The organism is Acidovorax sp. (genome assembly GCF_027492855.1).
Taxonomy (GTDB): domain Bacteria; phylum Pseudomonadota; class Gammaproteobacteria; order Burkholderiales; family Burkholderiaceae_C; genus Acidovorax.
This window is the reverse complement of sequence record NZ_JAPUDY010000039.1, coordinates 1-19,451: the sequence shown is the minus strand read 5'-3', so window position 1 is coordinate 19,451 and position 19,451 is coordinate 1. Positions and strand designations below refer to the sequence as shown.

20 protein-coding genes are annotated in these 19,451 nt (G+C 64.2%); 14 read left to right on the top strand and 6 right to left on the bottom strand.

Annotated elements, in window-relative coordinates; translation table 11 throughout:
* Positions 1–1,604 (top strand): aminomethyl-transferring glycine dehydrogenase subunit GcvPB (gene gcvPB / locus Q0105_RS07345; RefSeq protein WP_298210293.1); only part of this gene is annotated, 1,604 nt, incomplete at its 5' end.
* Positions 1,605–1,618: 14 nt separating this feature from the next.
* Positions 1,619–2,233, top strand: a complete 615-nt coding sequence (locus tag Q0105_RS07340) for a Crp/Fnr family transcriptional regulator (protein WP_298210291.1) — start codon at positions 1,619–1,621, stop codon at positions 2,231–2,233.
* Positions 2,234–2,341: 108 nt separating this feature from the next.
* Here the strand turns inward: Q0105_RS07340 and Q0105_RS07335 are convergent, their stop codons facing one another.
* The 3 genes from Q0105_RS07335 to Q0105_RS07325 all read right to left on the bottom strand — a co-directional run bounded on the left by Q0105_RS07335 (position 2,342) and on the right by Q0105_RS07325 (position 5,118).
* Positions 2,342–2,911, bottom strand: coding sequence for a cytochrome c (locus Q0105_RS07335; protein WP_298210289.1), 570 nt, complete (start codon positions 2,909–2,911; stop codon positions 2,342–2,344).
* A 22-nt stretch (positions 2,912–2,933) separates the two neighbouring features.
* Positions 2,934–4,172 (bottom strand): sulfite dehydrogenase, encoded by a 1,239-nt coding sequence (soxC, locus tag Q0105_RS07330; protein WP_298210287.1) that lies wholly within the window; start codon positions 4,170–4,172, stop codon positions 2,934–2,936.
* 406 nt (positions 4,173–4,578) lie between these two features.
* A complete protein-coding gene (locus Q0105_RS07325; protein WP_298210285.1) occupies positions 4,579–5,118 on the bottom strand; it encodes a carboxymuconolactone decarboxylase family protein in 540 nt (179 codons plus the stop codon).
* A gap of 108 nt (positions 5,119–5,226) precedes the next feature.
* On the opposite strand from Q0105_RS07325, the gene Q0105_RS07320 reads away from it, so the two are divergent.
* The 7 genes from Q0105_RS07320 (at position 5,227) to Q0105_RS07290 (ending at position 11,261) form a co-directional block, all read left to right on the top strand.
* Positions 5,227–6,060 (top strand): AraC family transcriptional regulator, encoded by an 834-nt coding sequence (locus tag Q0105_RS07320; protein ID WP_298210283.1) that lies wholly within the window; start codon positions 5,227–5,229, stop codon positions 6,058–6,060.
* A 125-nt stretch (positions 6,061–6,185) separates the two neighbouring features.
* Complete coding sequence (trxA, locus tag Q0105_RS07315) at positions 6,186–6,518, top strand: thioredoxin (RefSeq protein WP_298210281.1); 333 nt, start codon at positions 6,186–6,188, stop codon at positions 6,516–6,518.
* Positions 6,519–6,580: 62 nt separating this feature from the next.
* Positions 6,581–7,081, top strand: a complete 501-nt coding sequence (locus Q0105_RS07310) for a YHS domain-containing (seleno)protein (RefSeq protein ID WP_298210279.1) — start codon at positions 6,581–6,583, stop codon at positions 7,079–7,081.
* A gap of 184 nt (positions 7,082–7,265) precedes the next feature.
* Positions 7,266–7,634 carry an FKBP-type peptidyl-prolyl cis-trans isomerase gene (locus Q0105_RS07305; protein ID WP_298210295.1) on the top strand — a complete coding sequence of 123 codons (369 nt, stop codon included), beginning with the start codon at positions 7,266–7,268 and terminating at the stop codon, positions 7,632–7,634.
* A 4-nt stretch (positions 7,635–7,638) separates the two neighbouring features.
* Positions 7,639–8,670 carry a MerR family transcriptional regulator gene (locus Q0105_RS07300; protein WP_298210277.1) on the top strand — a complete coding sequence of 344 codons (1,032 nt, stop codon included), beginning with the start codon at positions 7,639–7,641 and terminating at the stop codon, positions 8,668–8,670.
* Positions 8,671–8,734: 64 nt separating this feature from the next.
* Positions 8,735–9,952, top strand: a complete 1,218-nt coding sequence (locus Q0105_RS07295; protein ID WP_298210275.1) for an acyltransferase family protein — start codon at positions 8,735–8,737, stop codon at positions 9,950–9,952.
* On the top strand, positions 9,942–11,261 hold the full coding sequence (locus Q0105_RS07290; protein ID WP_298210273.1) for an MFS transporter: 1,320 nt from the start codon (positions 9,942–9,944) through the stop codon (positions 11,259–11,261). Before Q0105_RS07295 ends, Q0105_RS07290 begins: the two co-directional genes overlap by 11 nt.
* A 57-nt stretch (positions 11,262–11,318) precedes the next feature.
* Here the strand turns inward: Q0105_RS07290 and Q0105_RS07285 are convergent, their stop codons facing one another.
* Positions 11,319–11,978 carry an NAD(P)H-dependent oxidoreductase gene (locus Q0105_RS07285; RefSeq protein ID WP_298210271.1) on the bottom strand — a complete coding sequence of 220 codons (660 nt, stop codon included), beginning with the start codon at positions 11,976–11,978 and terminating at the stop codon, positions 11,319–11,321.
* Positions 11,979–12,249: 271 nt separating this feature from the next.
* Here Q0105_RS07285 and Q0105_RS07280 point away from each other — a divergent pair, with 271 nt between their 5' ends.
* From Q0105_RS07280 to Q0105_RS07270, 3 genes are all read left to right on the top strand, one after another.
* Entirely contained in the window at positions 12,250–14,430 is a 2,181-nt protein-coding gene (locus tag Q0105_RS07280; RefSeq protein ID WP_298210269.1) for an ATP-binding protein, read from the top strand.
* Positions 14,420–15,091, top strand: a complete 672-nt coding sequence (locus Q0105_RS07275; RefSeq protein ID WP_298210267.1) for an RluA family pseudouridine synthase — start codon at positions 14,420–14,422, stop codon at positions 15,089–15,091. Before Q0105_RS07280 ends, Q0105_RS07275 begins: the two co-directional genes overlap by 11 nt.
* A gap of 212 nt (positions 15,092–15,303) precedes the next feature.
* Positions 15,304–16,503, top strand: a complete 1,200-nt coding sequence (locus tag Q0105_RS07270; RefSeq protein WP_298210265.1) for a GGDEF domain-containing protein — start codon at positions 15,304–15,306, stop codon at positions 16,501–16,503.
* A 35-nt stretch (positions 16,504–16,538) separates the two neighbouring features.
* Here the strand turns inward: Q0105_RS07270 and Q0105_RS07265 are convergent, their stop codons facing one another.
* Together Q0105_RS07265 and Q0105_RS07260 are read right to left on the bottom strand one after the other, a co-directional pair.
* Positions 16,539–17,126: a hypothetical protein gene (locus Q0105_RS07265; protein ID WP_298210252.1), complete on the bottom strand. Its 588-nt coding sequence runs from the start codon at positions 17,124–17,126 to the stop codon at positions 16,539–16,541.
* A gap of 160 nt (positions 17,127–17,286) precedes the next feature.
* Positions 17,287–18,174, bottom strand: coding sequence for an EamA family transporter (locus tag Q0105_RS07260; RefSeq protein WP_298210251.1), 888 nt, complete (start codon positions 18,172–18,174; stop codon positions 17,287–17,289).
* Positions 18,175–18,251: 77 nt separating this feature from the next.
* On the opposite strand from Q0105_RS07260, the gene Q0105_RS07255 reads away from it, so the two are divergent.
* A complete protein-coding gene (locus tag Q0105_RS07255; RefSeq protein WP_298210249.1) occupies positions 18,252–18,809 on the top strand; it encodes a MarR family transcriptional regulator in 558 nt (185 codons plus the stop codon).
* Positions 18,799–19,451 (top strand): SDR family NAD(P)-dependent oxidoreductase (locus Q0105_RS07250; protein ID WP_298210247.1); only part of this gene is annotated, 653 nt, incomplete at its 3' end. The genes Q0105_RS07255 and Q0105_RS07250, both read left to right, overlap by 11 nt.

Sequence of the window (19,451 nt, the reverse complement as noted above, 5' to 3'; positions counted from 1 at the left end):
CCACACGCGCCGACATCGAGCTGCTGTGGAAGATCTTCGCCAAGGACGGCCAGGCACTGCCCACATTCGATGCGTTCGAAAAGGGCGTGGAGCCGCTTATCCCCGCCGCCCTGCGCCGCACCAGCCCCTACCTCACGCACCCGGTGTTCAACACCCACCATTCCGAGACGGGCATGCTGCGCTACATCCGCCAGTTGTCCGACAAAGACCTGGCGCTCGACCGCAGCATGATCCCGCTGGGCAGTTGCACCATGAAGCTCAACGCCACCAGCGAGATGATCCCCATCACCTGGCCAGAGTTTGCCAACATGCACCCGTTTGCCCCGGCTGACCAACAGCAGGGCTACAAGGAGCTGGACGAGCAGTTGCGCGCCTGGCTGTGCCAGGCCACGGGCTACGCAGGCATCAGCCTGCAGCCCAACGCAGGCAGCCAGGGCGAATATGCCGGGCTGCTGGCCATCCAGGCCTACCACGCGGCCCAGGGCCATGCGCACCGCAACATCTGCCTGATCCCCAGCAGCGCCCACGGCACCAACCCCGCCAGCGCCCAGATGGTGGGCATGCAGGTGGTGGTCACCAAGTGCGATGAAAACGGCAACGTGGACATGGCCGACCTGCAAGCCAAGTGCGAGCAGCACAGCCAGAACCTGGCCTGCGTGATGATCACCTACCCCAGCACGCACGGCGTGTTCGAAACCCAGGTGAAAGAGCTGTGCGCCCTGGTGCACCGCCACGGCGGCCGCGTGTACGTGGACGGCGCCAACATGAACGCCCTGGTGGGCGTGGCCGCGCCCGGCGAATTCGGCGGCGACGTGAGCCACCTGAACCTGCACAAAACCTTCTGCATCCCCCACGGCGGTGGCGGCCCCGGCGTCGGCCCCGTGTGTGTGGTGCAAGACCTGGTGCCCTACCTGCCCGGCCTGCCGGGCCAGGGCGACCAGCCGCAGGCCCCCGCGCAGGGCAAGGTCGGCCCCGTGAGCGCCGCCCCGCTGGGCAACGCCGCCGTGCTGCCCATCAGCTGGATGTACATCCGCATGATGGGCGCCGTGGGTCTGCAGGCCGCCACCGAAGCCGCCATCCTGAGCGCCAACTACATCAGCGCCCGCCTGAAAGACCACTACCCCACGCTGTACGCATCGGCCAACGGCCATGTGGCGCACGAGTGCATTCTCGATCTGCGCGGCCTGAAGGACACCAGCGGCGTGATGGCCGAAGACGTGGCCAAGCGCCTCATCGACTACGGTTTTCACGCGCCCACATTGAGCTTCCCCGTGCCCAACACGCTGATGGTGGAGCCCACCGAGAGCGAGACGCTGTTCGAGATCGACCGCTTCATCGACGCGATGATCGCCATCCGAGGCGAAATCCGCCAGATCGAAAACGGCGCGATGCCCCAGGACAACAACCCGCTCAAGAACGCGCCGCACACGGCCGAGAACCTGCTCAGCGGCGAATGGGCCCGCCCCTACAGCCGCGAAGCCGCCGCCTACCCTGTGGCCGCGCTGCGCCAGGCCAAATACTGGTCGCCCGTGGGCCGGGTGGACAACGTCTATGGCGACCGCAATCTGTTTTGCAGTTGCCTTCCGGTGAGCGAGCTGGGCTAACCGCCCTGCCTTGCATGACATCGCCGGTCGCCAGCAGCTGTACGGTCTGCCAGCCACCGGCGCTGGAGGTCTTGGTCCAGGCCGAACCTGCCCTGGCCGCGCTCTGGCAGGCGCTGCCCCGCCGCCAGTTCAGTGCTGGCGCATTGCTGCAGCACGCAGGCGAGGCCAGCACACGTTGCTGGCAAGTGCGCAACGGTGTGGTGCGCACGTTCTATCTGAACGCGCAGGGCACGGAGCGCAACCGTTCGTTCCACGGCACCGGCCACTGGGTGGCCGGCAGCCTGCCGCCATTGGCCCTGCCCAGCCCCTACGCCATGGAAGCCCTGACCCCGGTAGAAGCCGTGGAGCTGCCCTATGCCACGCTGCAACAGTGGCAGAACACCTTTCCCCGCACCGCACCGCTGCTGGATGAAGCCCTGGGCTACATGTTCCAGCAGCAAGCGCAGCGCGAGGCAGAGTTGTTAAGCCACCCGCCCGAGGTGCGCTACCAATCGTTCCTGGCCACCCACGGCGACTTGCTCCCGCATCTGCCACAGCACCACGTGGCCAGTTACCTGGGGATCTCGCCGGTGTCTCTCTCGCGCATCCGCGCCCGGCTTGGCATGGTGGAAGGGTCGCGCGGCGGCTGATTCCATTTCCAAATCATTCGTGTCTAGGCGTGAAGCCGCAGGCAGTGCTGTAGCACGACAAGGCGAAACAACAACGACACGGATGATTTAGAAATGGAATGACACCCGTCAGCGCGCCGGCGGCCAGGCGCTTATGGTGCGCGCACGCCCCGGCATCACCACCTTTGGCAGGCTGTCCCGGTCCATCGCTGCATCGCTGGCCACCAGCCCATTGAGGTGCAGCAGGTGCGCGGTGATGGCGTAAACCTCGTCGTCCGTCAGGCTCTTGGGCGCATGCAGGGGCATGCCACGGCGCACATAGTCGAACACCGTGGTGGCATAGGGCCACAACGCCCCCACCGACAGCACCTGCAGCGGGTACTTGCGCACCCGCAATGGCCGCAGCGGATCGCTCCAGCCGATGAACCCGTCCGTACCCACCAGGCGTGCTGCGGGCCCTTCGATGCCCTGCGCACCGTGACATGCGGCGCAATGTTTCGCGTACAGCCGAGCACCCTGCTCCACGCTGCCCCGGCCCGGCGGCAAATTGCGGCCGTCAGGGAAGATGGTGATGGCATAGCGCTCGACCTCCTCTGGCGAAAGGGGTTTCCCCAAACCAATGACCAGCGATGGCTGCTGCGCAGGTGTCTGCGCCTCGCTGCCGCCACCAGCGCCCAGCATCGTCAGGGCTACCACCATCAAGAACCTACCGCGCCACGGCTTACGCATAAACGTTCTCCACCCGGCCATCGGCCTGCACACGCCAGACCTGCACCGCGTTGTAGTGGTTGAACGAATGCATGGCATAGCGGCGCTTCCATTCGCTGCGCAGCGGCTGGGTGCGGCCTTTTTCATCCGTCGCACGGCTCATCAATTCGGCCTTGCGTCCGTCCCACTTCCACGGCAGCGTAAAACGCGTGAAGGCGCGGTCCAGCACCGGGCCATGCAATTGCGCGGAGGTCCATGTGCGGCCACCGTCCACTGAAACCTCCACACGCACAATGCGCCCGTGGCCGGACCACGCCAAGCCGTCGATCTCGTAGAACCCGTGAAGATCAGGCAGGGTCTGGCGGCCCGAGGGGCTCGTGATGACCGACTTCACCTCCATGTGGAAGGCAAACCGTTCGATCCGCCCATCGGCCAACACCTGGGTGTACAGGCCCGATTCATCCTTGGTGTAGGCCGGGGCATCCGTCACCTCCAGCCGGTGCAGCCATTTCACATTGACGTTGCCCTCCCAGCCGGGCATGAACAGACGCATGGGGTAGCCCTGCGATGGCCGCAGCCGCTCGCCGTTCTGGAACAGCGCCACCATGCCATCCTGCAACAAGGCCTTGAGCGGCAGGCTGCGGCTGTGCGATCCGCCATCGGCGCCTTCGGCCACCACCCATTGGGCGCTGTCCTTGAGGCCCGCCTCTTGCAGCAGGTAAGACAACGGCACACCCGTCCATTCGGAGCAGGACACCTCCCCCGCGATCTCACCCAGCGTTTGGTCCAGCGCCGTGGGCGACAGCGCGTTGGCTGCTGAATTGCCCGCGCATTCCAGAAAATGGATGCGGCTGACCATGGGGTAGCGCAGCAGGCGCTCCAGGTCAAACTGCAGCGGCTTGTGCACCAGGCCGTGCAAGCGCAGCGCATGCTGCCCTGCATCGATCTCGGGCACGCCGTTGTGGTGCACCGCAAAGTGCAAGCCGCTCGGGGTGATGATGCCGCGCTGGTGCTGCAACGGCGTGCGCCACACCGGAAAACCCGCAGCGGTGGAAAGCGTGCGCTGTACCTGCGCCTGCTGCTGCGCTGGCAGGCCATAGGGCAGATCTGCCCCGCCGGGGCGCCTCATCGCATCGGGAAGGCGCGTGGCCCACGGGGGTGCAGCCTCGGCCGCCGCGCTGGCGCCACCCGCCGCCAACGTGCTCAAAAACGCCCTGCGGCCCCATACCTTGCCGCCGTCGTGTGAAGACATGCATACCCTTCGCGTGAAATTCCATTTCCAAATCATTCGTGTCCAGGCGCGAAGCCGCAGGCAGTGCTGTAGCACGACAAGGCGAAGCAACAACGACACGGATGATTTAGAAGTGGAATAAGCGGCACCCATTGGCCGCAGCAGCAGTGTTGCGGCTGCGGCGGCACGGTGCATTAACGCTTGTTAACGCGGGGCCCGGGCATCGGCATCAAGGGGTCCGGCCACTCCGAAAGGCGCAGCGCCTGCTCAGAAATCATGAGAAAAAGTGCCGCCACCGCTTTATTCACATCAAAGTTAGCTATTATTTTTATAGCATTTTGAGTCTAATCTGAACGACAACGGCCACCCGAAGGTGGCCGTCCAATAACTCAATACAGCAGAGTGCCAAGGCACTCTTCTTCGTAGATTACAGGGCGACTTGCACCACTGGGAAGTCCACATCCGTGCCAGCAATGTGGTTGGTGTAGTTGGTCAGCGTGTTGAGCGCCACGTTGGCCGCGACTTCGATCACCAACCCGCCATCCACACCGGCAGCGGCGGCTTCGGCCAGGTCGCTGTCGGCCAGCACACCGCGCTGGCGCACGATCTTCACGGCCAGTTCCACCAAGGCCTTGTCTTGCGCGTTGTCTGCGGTGCCGCTGCGGGCACTGCGGATGGCGGCCTCGGACAGGCCCGCGCCCTTGCCGATCAGCGTGTGGGCCGACAAGCAATATTGGCAGGCATTGGCCTGGCCTACCGCCAGCGCGATCAGCTCGCGCTGAGCAGCACTCAGGCGACCTTTGCTCAGGGCATCCGAGAAGGCCAGGTAGCCATTCAAGGCCGCAGGGGCTTGGGCAAAGGTAGAAAACAGATTGGGCACCATGCCCAGTTTGGCCTTGACACCGTTCAAGGTGGCCTGGGTGGCGGTGTCGGCTTGGGCGATGGCAACAGGAGCGATACGTGACATGGTGAAACTTTCGTTTTGAATGCTGTGCGACATGCACCACGCAAGTGTGCTGATACTTAAAGCATTAAAAATACGATAATGCATACCTTTCGTATCAAATTGCCCGCCATGGACCGTTTATCGCCTTTGTTTGCCCACTCTGTTCCCAGCGCACGGGTGTTTTATTCGGGCAACCTGTGCCAGGTCTCGACCTTTGAGGCCGAAAGCAATGTGGGGCATGTGCACCTGATGCGCAAAGGAGCCATGGCCGTGATCGACCAGCATGGCCGCGCCAGCCACCTGCAAGAGCCCAGCCTGCTGTTTTTTCCGCGCAGCGCAGCCCACCGGCTGGTGCCGGACCACGCTCAGGGCGTCGATCTGGTCTGCGCATCGGTGGACTTGGGCGACGAGGCGCGCAGTGCCCTGGTGTCAGCCATGCCCGAGATGCTGGTGATAGCGCTGGACCAGATACCCGCCTTGGCGCCCACGCTAGACCTGCTGTTCAAGGAGGCTTTTGACGAGCAATGCGGCCGGCAAGCCGCACTCGACTTGCTGATGGAGTACCTGCTCATCTTGCTGTTGCGCCACTTGCTCGACAGTGCCGCAGTGACCACCGGCATCCTGGCCGCCCTGGCCGACCCACGCCTGTCCAAAGCGGTGACGGCCATGCACGCACGGCCCGACAAAGCCTGGACGCTGGAGTTGCTGGCGCAAGAGGCCAACATGTCGCGCGCGCGTTTTGCCAACCACTTTCGCGACGTGTCGGGCCTGACCGCGCTGGACTACCTCACCGCCTGGCGCATCACCGTGGCCAAAGGCCTGCTCAAGCGCGGCAAGCCACTCAAATCCATTGCACCCTTGGTGGGCTATGCCAGCACCGTGGCGCTCACCCGCGCCTTCACGCACCGCACAGGCACACCGCCGCACACCTGGCTGCAAACGGAGAAAGAAACACCCTCCTGAATGGCTGAGAGCATGTTCTGAGACGATCAGCACATCAAACGAGACGCAGAAAACGCGGGCGATTTCTACACTTTTGTACATGCCAACACATTCCGTGACGGCAGCAAAACCTCCAAGGAATCGCCATGCAAAGCACTACCCGCGTCGCACCGCTGAAAGCCAGCGAGTTCGACACCTTCATCGACCAGCAACCCGGCGCCGTGCTAGTGGACTTCTGGGCCCCCTGGTGCGGTCCATGCCGCGCATTGGCTCCCACCCTGGAAAGCCTGGCCACTCACTTCGACGACCAATTGGCCGTGCGCAAGATCAACGTGGACGAAGCCCCCGAACTGGCCTCGGCCTTTGGCGTTCGCAGCATCCCCACCCTGATCTTGTTCAAGGACGGCCAGGCTCTGTCCCAGGTCGTCGGCGCCAAGTCAGAGGCGGAGCTGGCGAAATGGGTTTACACGGCGCTGTAGGCCGCCACTTTTTTTCTGCGTTTTTACCTCTCTCTCTTCCGTTCTCAACCACCAGGATTTTTATGAAAACCCTCAACATTCGTTCTACCGCTCTTGCCTTCGCCATCGCCGCAGGCAGCACCCTGGCCATCTTGCCCAGCACCAGCTTCGCTTTTGACGAACACTCGTTTGCCCCCATCAACGTGGACAAACAAGGCATCGGTATCCAGGGCCACGACCCTGTTGCCTACTTCACCGCAGGCCAACCCACCATGGGAAAGACTGAATTCCAGGCCGCACACGACGGTGTGGTCTACCGCTTCGCCAGCGCAGCCAACCGCGATGCCTTTGTGGCCAACCCAGCCAAGTACGCACCCCAGTTCGGCGGCTTTTGCGCCATGGGCACCCGCATGGGCAAGAAGTTCGACAGCGACCCCGCCGCCTGGCACATCGCCGACGGCAAGCTCTTTCTGAACCTCAACAAGGATGTGCAAAAGCGCTGGCTGGAAGACGTCTCGGGCAACAACAAGATCGCCTACGAAAACTGGCCAACCATTGCCACAAAGCCGCCCAAGGCACTCTAAAACGCTACATATTCAATAGCGCTATTTGAGCACCAGCAAGCGCAAGCAATGGCTGGGCATTCGCGTGGAGTAGAGAGCGCTGCGATGGATATACCATCGCAGCCTTTCTCCCCATCTTTGCCTTGGAGCATCTGCCTTGTTGAACCATCTGCTGACCGCGCTGCTTGCCAGCGCCACCGTTGTCATGGCCCCTGCCGCCTTCGCGCAGACCGCCAAACCCGTCACCACCGCCAGCGGCCTGGTGTATGAATCCCTGAAAGACGGCACCGGCGATTCGCCCAAGGCCACCGACACCGTGAAGGTGCACTACAAGGGCATGTTCCTGGACGGCAAGGAGTTCGACAGCTCCTACAAGCGCGGCGAACCCACCTCATTTCCGCTCAATGGCGTGATCCCCTGCTGGACCGAGGGCGTGCAGCGCATGAAGCCGGGGGGCAAGGCCAAGCTGACCTGCCCGCCTTCCATCGCCTACGGCGCCCGGGGTGCCGGCGGCGTGATTCCGCCCAACGCCACGCTGAACTTCGAGGTCGAACTGATTTCCATCGGCCGTTGAGCCCATGCTGCTGAAGGTCGGTGACCTCGCTCGGCGCACAGGCCTCACAGTGCGCACGCTGCACCACTATGACGAGATCGGCCTGCTCAAGCCCTCGGGCCGGTCCGAGGCGGGTTACCGCCTGTACAGCCAGGCCGACGTGCAGCGTCTGCATGGCATTCAGACCATGCGCCAGATGGGCCTGGCGCTCAACGACATCGGCGAGCTGCTGGCGGAAGGCATGGCGCCCGAGCGCATCATCGGCCAGCAGATCCGCGCGCTGGACCAGCAGATCGCACAGGCCAGTGAATTGCGCGGCCGCCTGACCATGCTGCGCGACGGCCTCGTGGCGGGCGCCGAGCCCAACATGGGCAACTGGCTCGAAACGCTGGCGCTGATGACGACCTACGGCAAGTATTTCAGCTCGGCCGAACTCAAGCAGATCTTCACGAACTGGCGCCTCATCGAGGCGGACTGGCTCGTCGTCAAGGAGTTGGTGCGCAGTGCCATGGACCAGCAGTTGCCGCCCGATACCCCCGAAGTCCAGGCGCTGGCCTACCGCTGGATGGCGCTCATGCTGCACTGGATGGGCGGCGATCTCGACCTGATGGAGCGCTGGGGCCACATGTTCCGCACCGAGCCCTCCACACAAGGCCGCAACCATGCGCCGCCGGGCGAGATGATCGAGTACATCGAAACGGCCATCCAATTGCGCATGGCGCTGCTGACGAAATACCTGACCCCCGACGACCTGCGTTCGCTGGGCCATGTGCCACACACCCGATGGGCCGCACTGGAGGAAGATGTCCAGCAACTGCTGGCCCGTGCACTGCCGCCCCATCACCCCGATGCACAAGCCGCCGCGCTGCGCTGGAAGGCGCTGTTCGACCAGTTGACCAGCCACAACCCGCTGCTGCATCAAAAGCTGCTCACGGCATCGACCAACGAGCCACTGCTGCAGGCTGGATCGCCGCTGAGCGCACCCGTGCGCGCCTATCTGCAGGCGGCGGCAACCCATGCGGCCGCTACGCCACACCCTGCGCCGCTGCAGACCTAAAATCGCTTGACTCTCACGTTACGTGAGGGTTCACAGTTGGCCTCCATGAATGATGGACCAACACATGACTCCCTTTGAGGCCCCAGCGCCCACTTCCACGCGCCTGTATGCGCTAGATAACCTGCGCGCCGCCATGATGTGGCTGGGCATCGTGCTGCATGTGGCGGTGATCCACATGAGCGGCCCGCCCCTTCTGCCCTGGCGGGACAACCAGACCACGCCTGCGGCCGACCTGCTGGTGGCGTTCATCCATGCGTTCCGCATGCCGGTGTTCTTCATCCTGGCGGGGTTTTTTGTGGCCCTGCTGATGGAGCAGCGCGGGCCACGCGCCTTGGTGCAGCACCGGCTGCGCCGCCTGGCGCTGCCATTTGCCGTGTTCTGGCCGCCCATCTTCGCCCTGTGCGCCGTGTTGGCCCTGGCGTTTGTGCACCGCATGGCACGTGGCACATGGGGGCTTGACATTGCCCTTCAGCCACGCATGCCGGGTGCGCCGGATGGTCTCTCCACCATGCACCTGTGGTTTCTGTGGATGCTGCTGTGGCTGAGCCTGCTCACCCCGCTTGTGCGGGCGCTGCTGCAGCGCGCCGCGCCCGGCACGGGGGCCGCGTTGGGGCGGTGGCTTGCCACACTCGGGCGCACGCCCTGGGGCATTGCCCTGTTGGCCGGTGTCCTGGCCGCCGTGGGTGCGCAATATGGCAACGGGATGGTGCACCCCAGCGGCTTTTTCTTGCCACCCTGGACGGAATGGGCACACAACGGATTGTTTTACGGCTTTGGGCTGGCGCTGTACCAGCACCGGCAGGCCCTGCTGGAACACTACGTGCGGCGCTGGCCGTGGTACGCCGTCGCGGGGCTGGTGCTGTTTTTCATCGCAGGCGGGGTACTAAGGCAGGCGCCAGCCGGCACCCACGAGCTGCCCATGGCGCTGCGCCTGGAATTCTCCCTGGCCTACAACGCCACGGCCTGGTGCTGGAGCTTTGCGCTCATCGGACTGTTCGCCAAGCACCTGCGCCAACCGAGCCCTGCTCTCACTTACCTGGCCGACAGCTCGTACTGGGTCTACATCGTGCACATGCCCATGACCATTGGTTTCGGCGCACTGATGTTCGGTCTGCCCTGGCCCGCCGGGGTAAAGATCGTGCTCAACATCGCGGCCACCACCACGCTCTGCCTGATCAGCTACCACCTGCTGGTGCGCTTTGGCGCCATCGGCGCTCTTCTCAACGGCAAGCGCCACACCCGCTCGCTCCAGCCACAAAGGCCCGCTCACCATGCGTCCTGATACCCACTCCCGCGCCGCGCTGTTCAAAGACCGCAACTTCCGCTGGATGCTCACCGGCTCAGCCCTGTCGATGCTGGGCGACCAGTTCACGCTGATCGCCCTGCCCTGGCTGGTGCTGCAGATGACGGGCGACACCCTGGTGCTGGGCACCGTGCTGGCCCTCGTTAGCGTGCCGCGCGCGCTGTTCATCCTGATCGGCGGGGCGCTGGTAGACCGCCATTCGCCCAAGCAGGTGCTGATGATCACCAAGTACGTCAACCTGGTGCTGCTGGCCACCCTGGCGGGGTTGGTGTTTGCAGGCACGCTGACGCTGTGGATGGTGTACGCGCTGTCGCTGGGCATCGGCCTGGCCACGGCCTTCAGCATTCCGGCGGGCACCGCGATGACGCCGTACGTGGTGGCGCGCCCGCAACTGCAGGCCGCCAACAGCTCCAGCCTGGGCCTGCGCCAGTTCAGCATGTTCCTCGGGCCCTTGCTCGCGGGGCTGTTGATTGCGCTGTTTGGCGCCGGTGGGCCGGGTGACCCAGGTGATGGGGCAGGCAGTGCGCCCGCCCGCGCCAACGCCACCGGCATCGCGCTGGCCTTTGCGCTCGACGCCCTGAGCTTTGCCGTATCGGCCTGGACACTGGCCAAGGTGCAACTTCGCGCAGCGCCCCAGGCGCCTGCGGCAGCACCCCAGCCCGTGCTGGCATCGGTGGCGCAGGGCCTCGCGCATTTCTGGCGCGATAGCGAGCTGCGCACCTGCTTTCTCTACTGGAGCGCGATCGCCCTGTTCATCATGGGGCCCATCCACATCGCCATCCCGGTGCTGGCCAGCAGCACGCCCCAGTTGGGGGCCGCCGCCTTCGGCATCATCGTGGGTGCCCATGGCGCAGGCATGCTGCTGGGTATGGTGGTGTCGGGCATGGTGCCGCGGCTGCGTATTGGCAGCCTTGGGCTGACCATTTTGGCGTTCGATGTGGTCATCGGCATGCTGTTCATGCCCATGGGGCTGATCACAGCCGTGTGGCAGGGGGCTGCGCTGATGCTGGCCATCGGCCTGCTGGGCGGCTTCATGCAGGTAAGCGTTTTCACCTGGATCCAGCAACGGGTTCCACCCGCCCTGCTGGGCCGCGCGATGAGCCTATTCATGTTCATCTTCATGGGCCTGGCGCCCATCTCGGCAGCCGTCACGGGCTGGGTGATGAAGGGCATCACGCTGGTGCAACTTTTTGCGGCCAGTGGCGGCACGCTGGTGGTGCTGGCCGCGCTGGCCTTGGTGTTCACGCCCATACGCCGCGTGACCGACGCTCCGGCGGCAGCACGCTGAAACGCCGCAGCCCGGCAGCCCTTTCAAGGGGCGGCCGGGCTGCGGCAGGCCAGGGCCTCAGACTTCCGTGACGAACTGCTCACGCGGGCGGCGCACCTTCTTCAGGTTCACCAGCCAGTCGCCTTCATCGGCACGATAGCCCAACGGAAGGATGGCAACGCTGCGCAGGCCACGCTCGCGCAGGTTCAGGATTTTGTCCAGTGCATCAGGATCAAAGCCTTCCATGGGGGTGGAATCCACTTCTTCGAACGCCGCTGCGATCAGCGCCGCGCTCATGCCAATGTAGGCCTGGCGCGCCGCGTGCTGAAAGTTCACCTCCGCATCGCGCTGGGGGTACGCACCCAACAGCATCTGGCGGTAGTTCTCCCAGCCTTCGTTCTTAAAGCCGCGCTGCTCGTTGGTCAGGTCGAACATCATGTTGATGCGATCGGCGGTGTAGTTGTCCCACGCGGCAAACACCAGGAGGTGCGAGCCGTCGGTGATTTGCGCCTGGTTCCAGGCGATGGGCTGGACGCGGGCGCGCACGGCGGGGTCGGTCACCACGATGATCTCAAAGGGCTGCAGGCCGCTGGAGGTGGGCGCCAGGCGCGCGGCCTCCAAAATGCGCTCGACCTTGTCTTGCGCAACCGCCTTGGCGGGGTTCATCTTCTTGGCGGCATAGCGCCATTGCAGCTTGTTCAGCAGGGGTTGTGCGGCGGCGGTTTCGGTAGTGTTCATGGTAGAAATTCCTGGTAAATCACTGAGAGGCTGAGCGAAAAATGAGGTGATGGTTGAACTGTAAAGAGCCTTTCTGCTGCCAGTAAGCCCTGCAAAAGAAAAGGATTGTTCGCAATCGGTCAACAATCGGGCGAATAACGCGGCCCGCCCCTCCAACACTGGCGCAGGTTTGGGCCTGCGGGCGTACACTCGCTGCCATGCTTTGTGGCCCACGGCATTGCGCGGCACACGCCTGCCCTCCCCGCTCTCCTTCCATGGCTGCGCCTGTCCCATGAGTGAACTTGATCTGTCCTTTTTGGACCCCACAGGTCGGCGGCCCACACCTGCTGAACACAACCCGTATCCCCTCGTCCTGCGGCCCAGCGCATCGGCCACGTCGGCCGAAGACCTGGTGGCCGAACTGCGCGCCTACCAGTTCGAGCTGGAGAGCCAGAACACGGTGCTGCGCTACAGCCAGACCGTGGCCGAAAGCGCCTACGAACGTTTCGAAACCCTGTTCGCCAGCGTGCCCCTGGCGCTTATGGTGGTGGACGAACACGACATGGTGGTGCAGGCCAACTCAATGGCGCACCGCTCCTTTCAGCCCACCGAGCGCGACCGCCCGCTGATTGCGCTGATCCCCTTTGTGCGCCCCCAGGACACACCGCGCGTACGCGATGCGTTCGTCCAGGCGCAGGGCCTGGGGCACAGCGAGGTCAAGGAGGTGGTGTTTGCCATCAATACAAACACCCGCATCACGGGCGATTTGCACATCGCGCGCATCGAGGCAACCCAGGAGCACGGCCCGCCGCTGTTGCAGTTTCTGTGCGCGGTGATCGACCAGGGCCCGGTGCTGGCCGAGCGCCAGGCCCTGCAGCACAGCGCGCTGGCCCTGCAGCAGCGCAATGAACAACTGCACGCCAGCGAGAAGCGGCTGGAGGCCGTCATCAACTCGGCGCTCGACGCCATTATCTGCGTGGACCAGCACCAGCGCATCACCGTGTTCAACCCCACGGCTGCGGCCCTGTTCCAGTGCAGCGCGGGCGATGCACTGGGCAGCACGCTCGACCGCTTTTTGCCCGACGCAGCGCAAGCCCTGGCGTTTGCGCAGCTCACCACCCAGGCCCTCTTGGGCGAATTGACGGCGCTCACCGCCAGCGGCAAGGAGCTGGCGGTGGAGGTCAGCGTGTCGTTCGAGCGCCATGCAGAAAGCGTGGGCGGGGGCGAAACCACCACCGTGTTCGCCCGCGACCTCACAGGCCGCAAAAAGGCCGAGGCGCACCGCAGTGAGCTGGAGGCGCAATTGCGCGAGTCGCACAAGATGCAGGCCGTGGGCACCATGGCGGGCGGCATTGCGCACGACTTCAACAACATCCTGGGCGCCATCCTGGGCAATGTGGAGCTGGCCAAGGCCGACTGCGCGCCAGGCTCGCCCGTGATGGACAGCCTGCTGGAGATCGACAAGGCCGGCCGCCGCGCGCGCGACCTGGTGCGCCAGATCCTCACCTTCAGCCGCAACGAGCCACCCCAGCGCTCAGCCGTCTCGCTGGCCGAGGTGGTGCACGACACCGAACGCCTGCTGCGCGTGACCCTGCCCCCCGCCATCGACCTGCACATGCAATTGCAAACCGGCCTGCCCCCGGTGCTGGCGGATGCCACGCAGGTTGAGCAGGCCCTGTTCAACCTCTGCACCAACGCCGTTCATGCGATTGGCACGGAGCGCGGCAGCATCCACGTGGAGGCCGCCACGGTGCAACCCGACCAGCGGCTGAGCGAACGGCTGGGCCTGGCCCCCACCCACTACGTGGCACTGACCGTGCGCGACACCGGCCCCGGCATGGACGCCACCACCTTGGAGCGCATCTTCGAGCCTTTCTTCACCACCAAGCCCGTGGGCCAGGGCACCGGCCTGGGCCTGGCGGTGGTGCACGGCGTGATGCGCACCCACGAAGGCGGGGTAGACGTACAAAGCACGCCGGGCCAGGGCAGCCGCTTCACGCTGTACTTTCCGGTGGCACCCCACGCCGCCGCCGCGCCAGCAGCGCCCGTACCGGCCGCGCCCCCGGCGGCCGACCCGCCTGGCAGCACGCCGCGCAAAACCCACCATGTGATGTATGTGGACGATGACCAGGCCCTGGTCTTCCTGGTGCAGCGCCTTTTGGGCCGCCGAGGCTACGCCGTGAGCGGCTACACCGACCCGCACGAGGCCACGGCCGCGCTGCGCGCCGCACCACAGGCCTTCGACCTGCTGGTGACCGACTACAACATGCCCGGCTTCTGCGGGGTGGACCTGGTGCGCGAGGCGCGCCTGATCCGCCCTGACCTGCCCGTGGCTCTGGCCTCGGGCTACATCACCACCGAAATCGAGCAGGCCGCGCTGGCCGAAGGCGCCCGCGCCCTGATCCACAAACCCAACGACGTGGATGAACTCTGCGCCACCGTGCAGCGGTTGCTTTCCGGCGATGCCTCTTGAAGAACCTGCAGGCCACGGCGTGCTGGCGGTGTACGAAGATGCAGACCTGCTCGTGCTGCAAAAACCGCCCGGCCTGCTGTGCGTGCCCGGCCGGGGCCCCGACAAGCAAGATTGCCTGAGCGCCCGCGCCCAGCAGCACTGGCCCGATGCGCTCATCGTGCACCGGCTGGACCAAGCCACCTCCGGACTGGTGCTGATGGCCCGCCACCTCGACGCGCAGCGCCGCCTGAGCCATGCATTCGCCGAGCGCCAGGTACACAAACGCTACCAGGCCGTGGTGAAAGGGCTGCTGGGTGAAGTGGGAGAAATAGGTGGAGCATGGAACGACATCGACCTGCCCATTGCCGCCGACTGGGAGCGCCGCCCGCTGCGCATCATCGACCACGCCTTGGGCAAGCCCAGCCTCACCCGCTGGCGCGCCCTGACGCACGACCCTGCAACCCAAACCACGCGCATCGAGCTGGAACCCGTCACCGGCCGCACCCACCAGTTGCGCGTGCACCTGGCAGCCATCGGCCACCCAATTTTGGGCGACGCGCTTTATGCCGATGCCGCCACCCAGGCCCAAGCCCCGCGCCTGCTGCTGCATGCCAGCGATCTGGCGTTTGCACACCCGGCGACCGGAGCTTGGCTGGCCTTGGAGTGGGCTGCGAATTTCTAGATAAATAGCCACTTTGCGCTTATTCTGCAATCGCAAGCAGCTATCAAATTAGAAGTAAAAAAAGCCCCAAACACAGTCACCCAGAACCCGCAAACTGCGTGTGGCTAACTCTTTTTAAGAATTTGGCAAAAGAAACAATCAGTTACTGTTGCGACCCCGATATAGTGCAGTAGTCAGTCATCGAATTGGTGCCTTTTCACTGATAGGTCGCCATGCAGAGCCACACCTCTATCATCTTTGCGCTTGTAGGTACGCAGTTTGGTCTGTACGCCTCTGCGTGGTGGGTTTACGCTGCCCTGGCAGACGAAGACCGAGCAGCAGCGGGGTACTGGGGGCTGTTCAACGTGCTGGTCGGGGTCGGGATGCTGCTGGCCTGGTCACGCGACGAAAGCCGTAGCTGGGCGGCATATGTGGGGTCGTCGATATGCTTCGTGACGTCGTTCCTGGCCGGTTGGCGCGGTATTTCAGCACTCGTGAAGCTCAAGCACAACACGCGCACCCAGTTGATCCTGCTGATTGCCATCTGCACGGCACTGGTGTTGATTGGTCCCAGTCTGGAGCGAGCGCCCTTTCGCGTCTTCGTGACCTACTTTGGCTGTGCGCTCATCATCGGGCTGGGCGTTTATCAGACAACGCCGTTGAACAATCAAGAGCTCCATTTGACGTGGAGCAAAGTGCTTCGCATGTCGTCACTGGCGGGGGTACTGCTGCTCGGCGGACAGGCCCTTCAGCAAATGCTGCATCCCGACGCTCAACTGGAGTTGAACAATGGCGAGGGGCCCAACACGCAGTTGCTTTTGGGCTTGTTGGTCGCAGCATCGATCTTTAACTTCACGTGCCTTGGCCTGCAATTGTTGCGGTATATGCGCCAACTGCGCGAACTCACCTACTGCGACCCTTTGACCGGGTTGTTGAATCGCCGGGCTTTTGAAGAAGCCATGCAGCGCGAGTGGGCCCGCCGCAGGCGCGAACCAGCCCCCTTGGCGGTCGCCGCTTTTGACCTCGACCACTTCAAGGCCATCAATGACAGCCATGGTCACTCGGTGGGAGACCTCGTACTCATCCAGGCGGCAAAAGTGCTTCGGGGCCTGTCGCGGGAAATCGATCTGGTGGCCCGCCTGGGAGGCGAGGAATTCGTTGTGGTCATGCCTGGCGCAAGCTTGGTGGCGGCACAGGCCGCAGCCGAACGGCTGCGCGAGGCGCTGGCCGCAGAACCAGCAACATCGCTGGATGGAATCCCCCTGCATATCACGACCAGCATCGGGCTGGCCATGGCGGAAGATGGCGATAGCGACGTGCATGCAACATTGCGGCGAGCTGATGACGCGCTGTATCAAGCCAAACACGAAGGGCGCGACCGCGTCTGCACTGCATCGCGGCCAACGGCTTCGTCAACCGTTTTGATCCCGTGAAGTAACCATCCCTCGGCTTTACCGGCGATAGATAGTTACTTACTGCGCTGGCTTGGTGGGGGCTTGGTCCATTCGATAAATTCGGTGAACATCACATCAGGACAACGTCCACGCAAGCCATTGCGTTCGTAATAGTTCCAACGGTAGGCCATCTCCGTGCCGTCCCGGCAGGCCACGCCTTCGTACAACTTGCCATAGGTCGCTCTGGCCCCCGAGGATGAGCGATAGTTATCCTCGACATCGGCCACCAGCACGCCGTTTTGGGGATACACCTTCAACACACCAAACGACGCATTGCTGGGTATGTCGTAGCTCACATAGAGGACGTTCCGCTCAACATCCGGGTGCGCCTTGGTGATCCATATGAAAACGGCTTCTTGCTGCTCCACCAGTTCTTGCTGCGTCAGGTGGGTGAATGATTGGGAGTTGATTTTTTTGCTGAATTTGAGCGCAGGCCCCAGCACCAGCAAAGGTTTTTTCTCGCCCGAAGCGTCGGGGTTGAAGCGGTGCAGAAGTGGCTTTTTAAATTTGTCGACAACCGTAGAAAAAATCTCTTCGTCGCTGAAATGCTGTTGCTGAAGCTCCAAAGCCCACACAGGGGCTGCAGCACACAAAAGAAGCATGGCGGCTATGGGAAATAATTGCTTTTTCAGGTCCGTCCTCCATTGCCGATACAGCCTCAGATTTGGGCCATTTTTCAGTTGATTGCGCGAGCAAGTATGACATTCTGGAGTTGCGATTTGAGTGCGTCAAACTTGACCGCAACAAACATTTGGTCGCGATCTAACTCACCCCATTCGGCCGCGACATGGCCCACTGCACCGCCAAAATGCTGGCCAGAACCACCCACATGCCGACCAGGGCCACACCCGTCATGGCCTGGCCCAGCAACAGCCAGCCCAGCAACACGGCCGTGACAGGGCTCAGCAGCGCAAGCGACGACACCGCCACTGACGGCAGGCGCGCAATGCCGCGAAACCACAGTGCATAAGCCACCAAGGCCCCCGCCAGGCTCAGGTACAGGTACCCGCCCACATGGGCGGCCGTGAGCGCAGGCAAAGGCGGGTCGACCAGCCAGGCCACGGGCGCCAGCATGATGCCGCCCGCGAGCAACTGCCAGCCCGTAAACGCCAGCACCGGCAGATCGGACCGCCAGCGCCGCGACCAAAACGTGCCCGTGGCCATGCACAACGTACCCCCCAGCGCTGCGGCCACACCGACCATGTCCCACCGCGCCCCCGGCGACAGCAGCAGCGCAGCCATGCCCAACACGCCCAAGGCACCCGCCGCCAACGCCAGGCCGGGCGGGCGGCGGTGGTCCAGCGCCCAAGCAAGTCCCATCACCACCAGCGGCCCAACGGCCCCGACCACCGCCGCCACGCCACCCGGCAACCGATAGGCGGCCACAAACAGCAGCGCCTGAAAGACCCCGATGTTCAGCGCGGCCAGCACCAGCAGGCGCCGCCAGCCCACCCAGTCGCCCCAGGCCGGCCAGCGGCGACACCACAGCACCAGCAGCAGGCCAGCAGGCAAGGTGCGCAGCAGTGCTGCGGTAAAGGGCCGATCGGGCGGCAGCAGCTCGGTGGTCACGATGTAGGTGGAGCCCCAGATCACGGGGCCCATGGCCGTGGTCAGCGCGTCCAGCCAGGGGGAATTTCGGGTGTTTTGCATGGCGCATTTATCTTTAATTCAAGATAAATAACCATACCATACAATCTTGAAATCAAGATAACTTCCAACACAGAATCATGGCTGATCAACGCCTCCCCGACGCCGTGGACGCCATCCTGGCCCAGTGGCAGCGCGAACGCCCCGACCTGGATACCAGCCCCATGGGCACCATCGGGCGCGTTAAGCGCTGCGCGGCCCTGTTGCAGCGGCGGCTGGACGAGACCTTTGCCGAGTTCGGCCTGAGCGCCTGGGAGTTCGACATGCTGGCTACGCTGCGCCGCAGCGGCGCGCCGTATTGCCTGGCACCGACCACGCTGTTTTCCACGCTCATGGTGACCTCGGGCACCATGACGCACCGCATGGGCAAGCTCGAAGCCAGTGGCTGGATTGCCCGCCTGCCCAACTCTGCCGACGCACGCAGCTCGCTGGTGCAGCTCACAGCCGAAGGCCTGGCCTTGATCGACCGCGCGGTAGAGGCCCACGTGGTCAACGAACACCGCATCCTCGCCCCCCTCAAGGCAGCCGAACTGGCGGCACTCAACGCGCGGCTGTCGCAACTGCTGATCGCCCTGGAGCCCCCGTCGGCGACAGACAGCAATAGCCGTCCCGCAGTACCATGGCGGGATGCCTCATAACCACCTCTACATCCTCACCGGCGCATCGCGCGGCATGGGTCTGGCCATGGCGCAGCAGCTTCTGCGCAGCGGCAACACCTTGGTGTGCATAGCGCGCAGCGCCAACGCCGACCTGACTGCCGAAGCCAAAGCCGCGGGCGTCACCCTTGAGCAATGGCAACAAGACCTGTCGCAAGGCGAGCAGGCCGCGCACAGGCTGCAGGCCTGGCTGCAGGCACAGGGCCCGCAGGCCTTTGCCAGCGCCACGCTGATCAACAACGCGGGCGTGATCCCGCGCATCGCCCCGCTGTCGGACAGCGACGCCGCCGACCTGGCCAACGCCTTGCGCGTGGGACTGGAGGCGCCCATGCAGCTCACCGCAGCCTTCCTGGGTGCAACCGACGCATGGACGGTGCCGCGCAAGGTGCTCAATATCTCGTCGGGCCTGGGCCGCCGCGCCATGGCCTCGCAAGCCGCCTACTGCGCGGCCAAGGCGGGCATGGACCACTTCACCCGCTGCGTGGCGCTGGACGAGGCCGCCAAGCCCCATGGGGCCAAGGTATGCTCGCTGGCCCCTGGTGTGATCGACACCGACATGCAGGTCCAGTTGCGCGGCGCCGACCCGGCCGCCTTCCCGGACCGCCAGAATTTCGCCAACCTCAA

Coding starts and splice junctions, on each gene's coding strand:
- Q0105_RS07265 (WP_298210252.1), bottom strand. CDS start 17,126: ATGCTTCTTTTGTGTGCTGCAGCCCCTGTGTGGGCTTTGGAGCTTCAG.
- Q0105_RS07300 (WP_298210277.1), top strand. CDS start 7,639: ATGCTGCTGAAGGTCGGTGACCTCGCTCGGCGCACAGGCCTCACAGTG.
- Q0105_RS07260 (WP_298210251.1), bottom strand. CDS start 18,174: ATGCAAAACACCCGAAATTCCCCCTGGCTGGACGCGCTGACCACGGCC.
- Q0105_RS07310 (WP_298210279.1), top strand. CDS start 6,581: ATGAAAACCCTCAACATTCGTTCTACCGCTCTTGCCTTCGCCATCGCC.
- soxC (WP_298210287.1), bottom strand. CDS start 4,172: ATGTCTTCACACGACGGCGGCAAGGTATGGGGCCGCAGGGCGTTTTTG.
- Q0105_RS07335 (WP_298210289.1), bottom strand. CDS start 2,911: ATGGTGGTAGCCCTGACGATGCTGGGCGCTGGTGGCGGCAGCGAGGCG.
- Q0105_RS07280 (WP_298210269.1), top strand. CDS start 12,250: ATGAGTGAACTTGATCTGTCCTTTTTGGACCCCACAGGTCGGCGGCCC.
- Q0105_RS07255 (WP_298210249.1), top strand. CDS start 18,252: ATGGCTGATCAACGCCTCCCCGACGCCGTGGACGCCATCCTGGCCCAG.
- Q0105_RS07285 (WP_298210271.1), bottom strand. CDS start 11,978: ATGAACACTACCGAAACCGCCGCCGCACAACCCCTGCTGAACAAGCTG.
- Q0105_RS07270 (WP_298210265.1), top strand. CDS start 15,304: ATGCAGAGCCACACCTCTATCATCTTTGCGCTTGTAGGTACGCAGTTT.
- trxA (WP_298210281.1), top strand. CDS start 6,186: ATGCAAAGCACTACCCGCGTCGCACCGCTGAAAGCCAGCGAGTTCGAC.
- Q0105_RS07295 (WP_298210275.1), top strand. CDS start 8,735: ATGACTCCCTTTGAGGCCCCAGCGCCCACTTCCACGCGCCTGTATGCG.
- Q0105_RS07340 (WP_298210291.1), top strand. CDS start 1,619: ATGACATCGCCGGTCGCCAGCAGCTGTACGGTCTGCCAGCCACCGGCG.
- Q0105_RS07275 (WP_298210267.1), top strand. CDS start 14,420: ATGCCTCTTGAAGAACCTGCAGGCCACGGCGTGCTGGCGGTGTACGAA.
- Q0105_RS07320 (WP_298210283.1), top strand. CDS start 5,227: ATGGACCGTTTATCGCCTTTGTTTGCCCACTCTGTTCCCAGCGCACGG.
- Q0105_RS07305 (WP_298210295.1), top strand. CDS start 7,266: ATGGCCCCTGCCGCCTTCGCGCAGACCGCCAAACCCGTCACCACCGCC.
- Q0105_RS07290 (WP_298210273.1), top strand. CDS start 9,942: ATGCGTCCTGATACCCACTCCCGCGCCGCGCTGTTCAAAGACCGCAAC.
- Q0105_RS07325 (WP_298210285.1), bottom strand. CDS start 5,118: ATGTCACGTATCGCTCCTGTTGCCATCGCCCAAGCCGACACCGCCACC.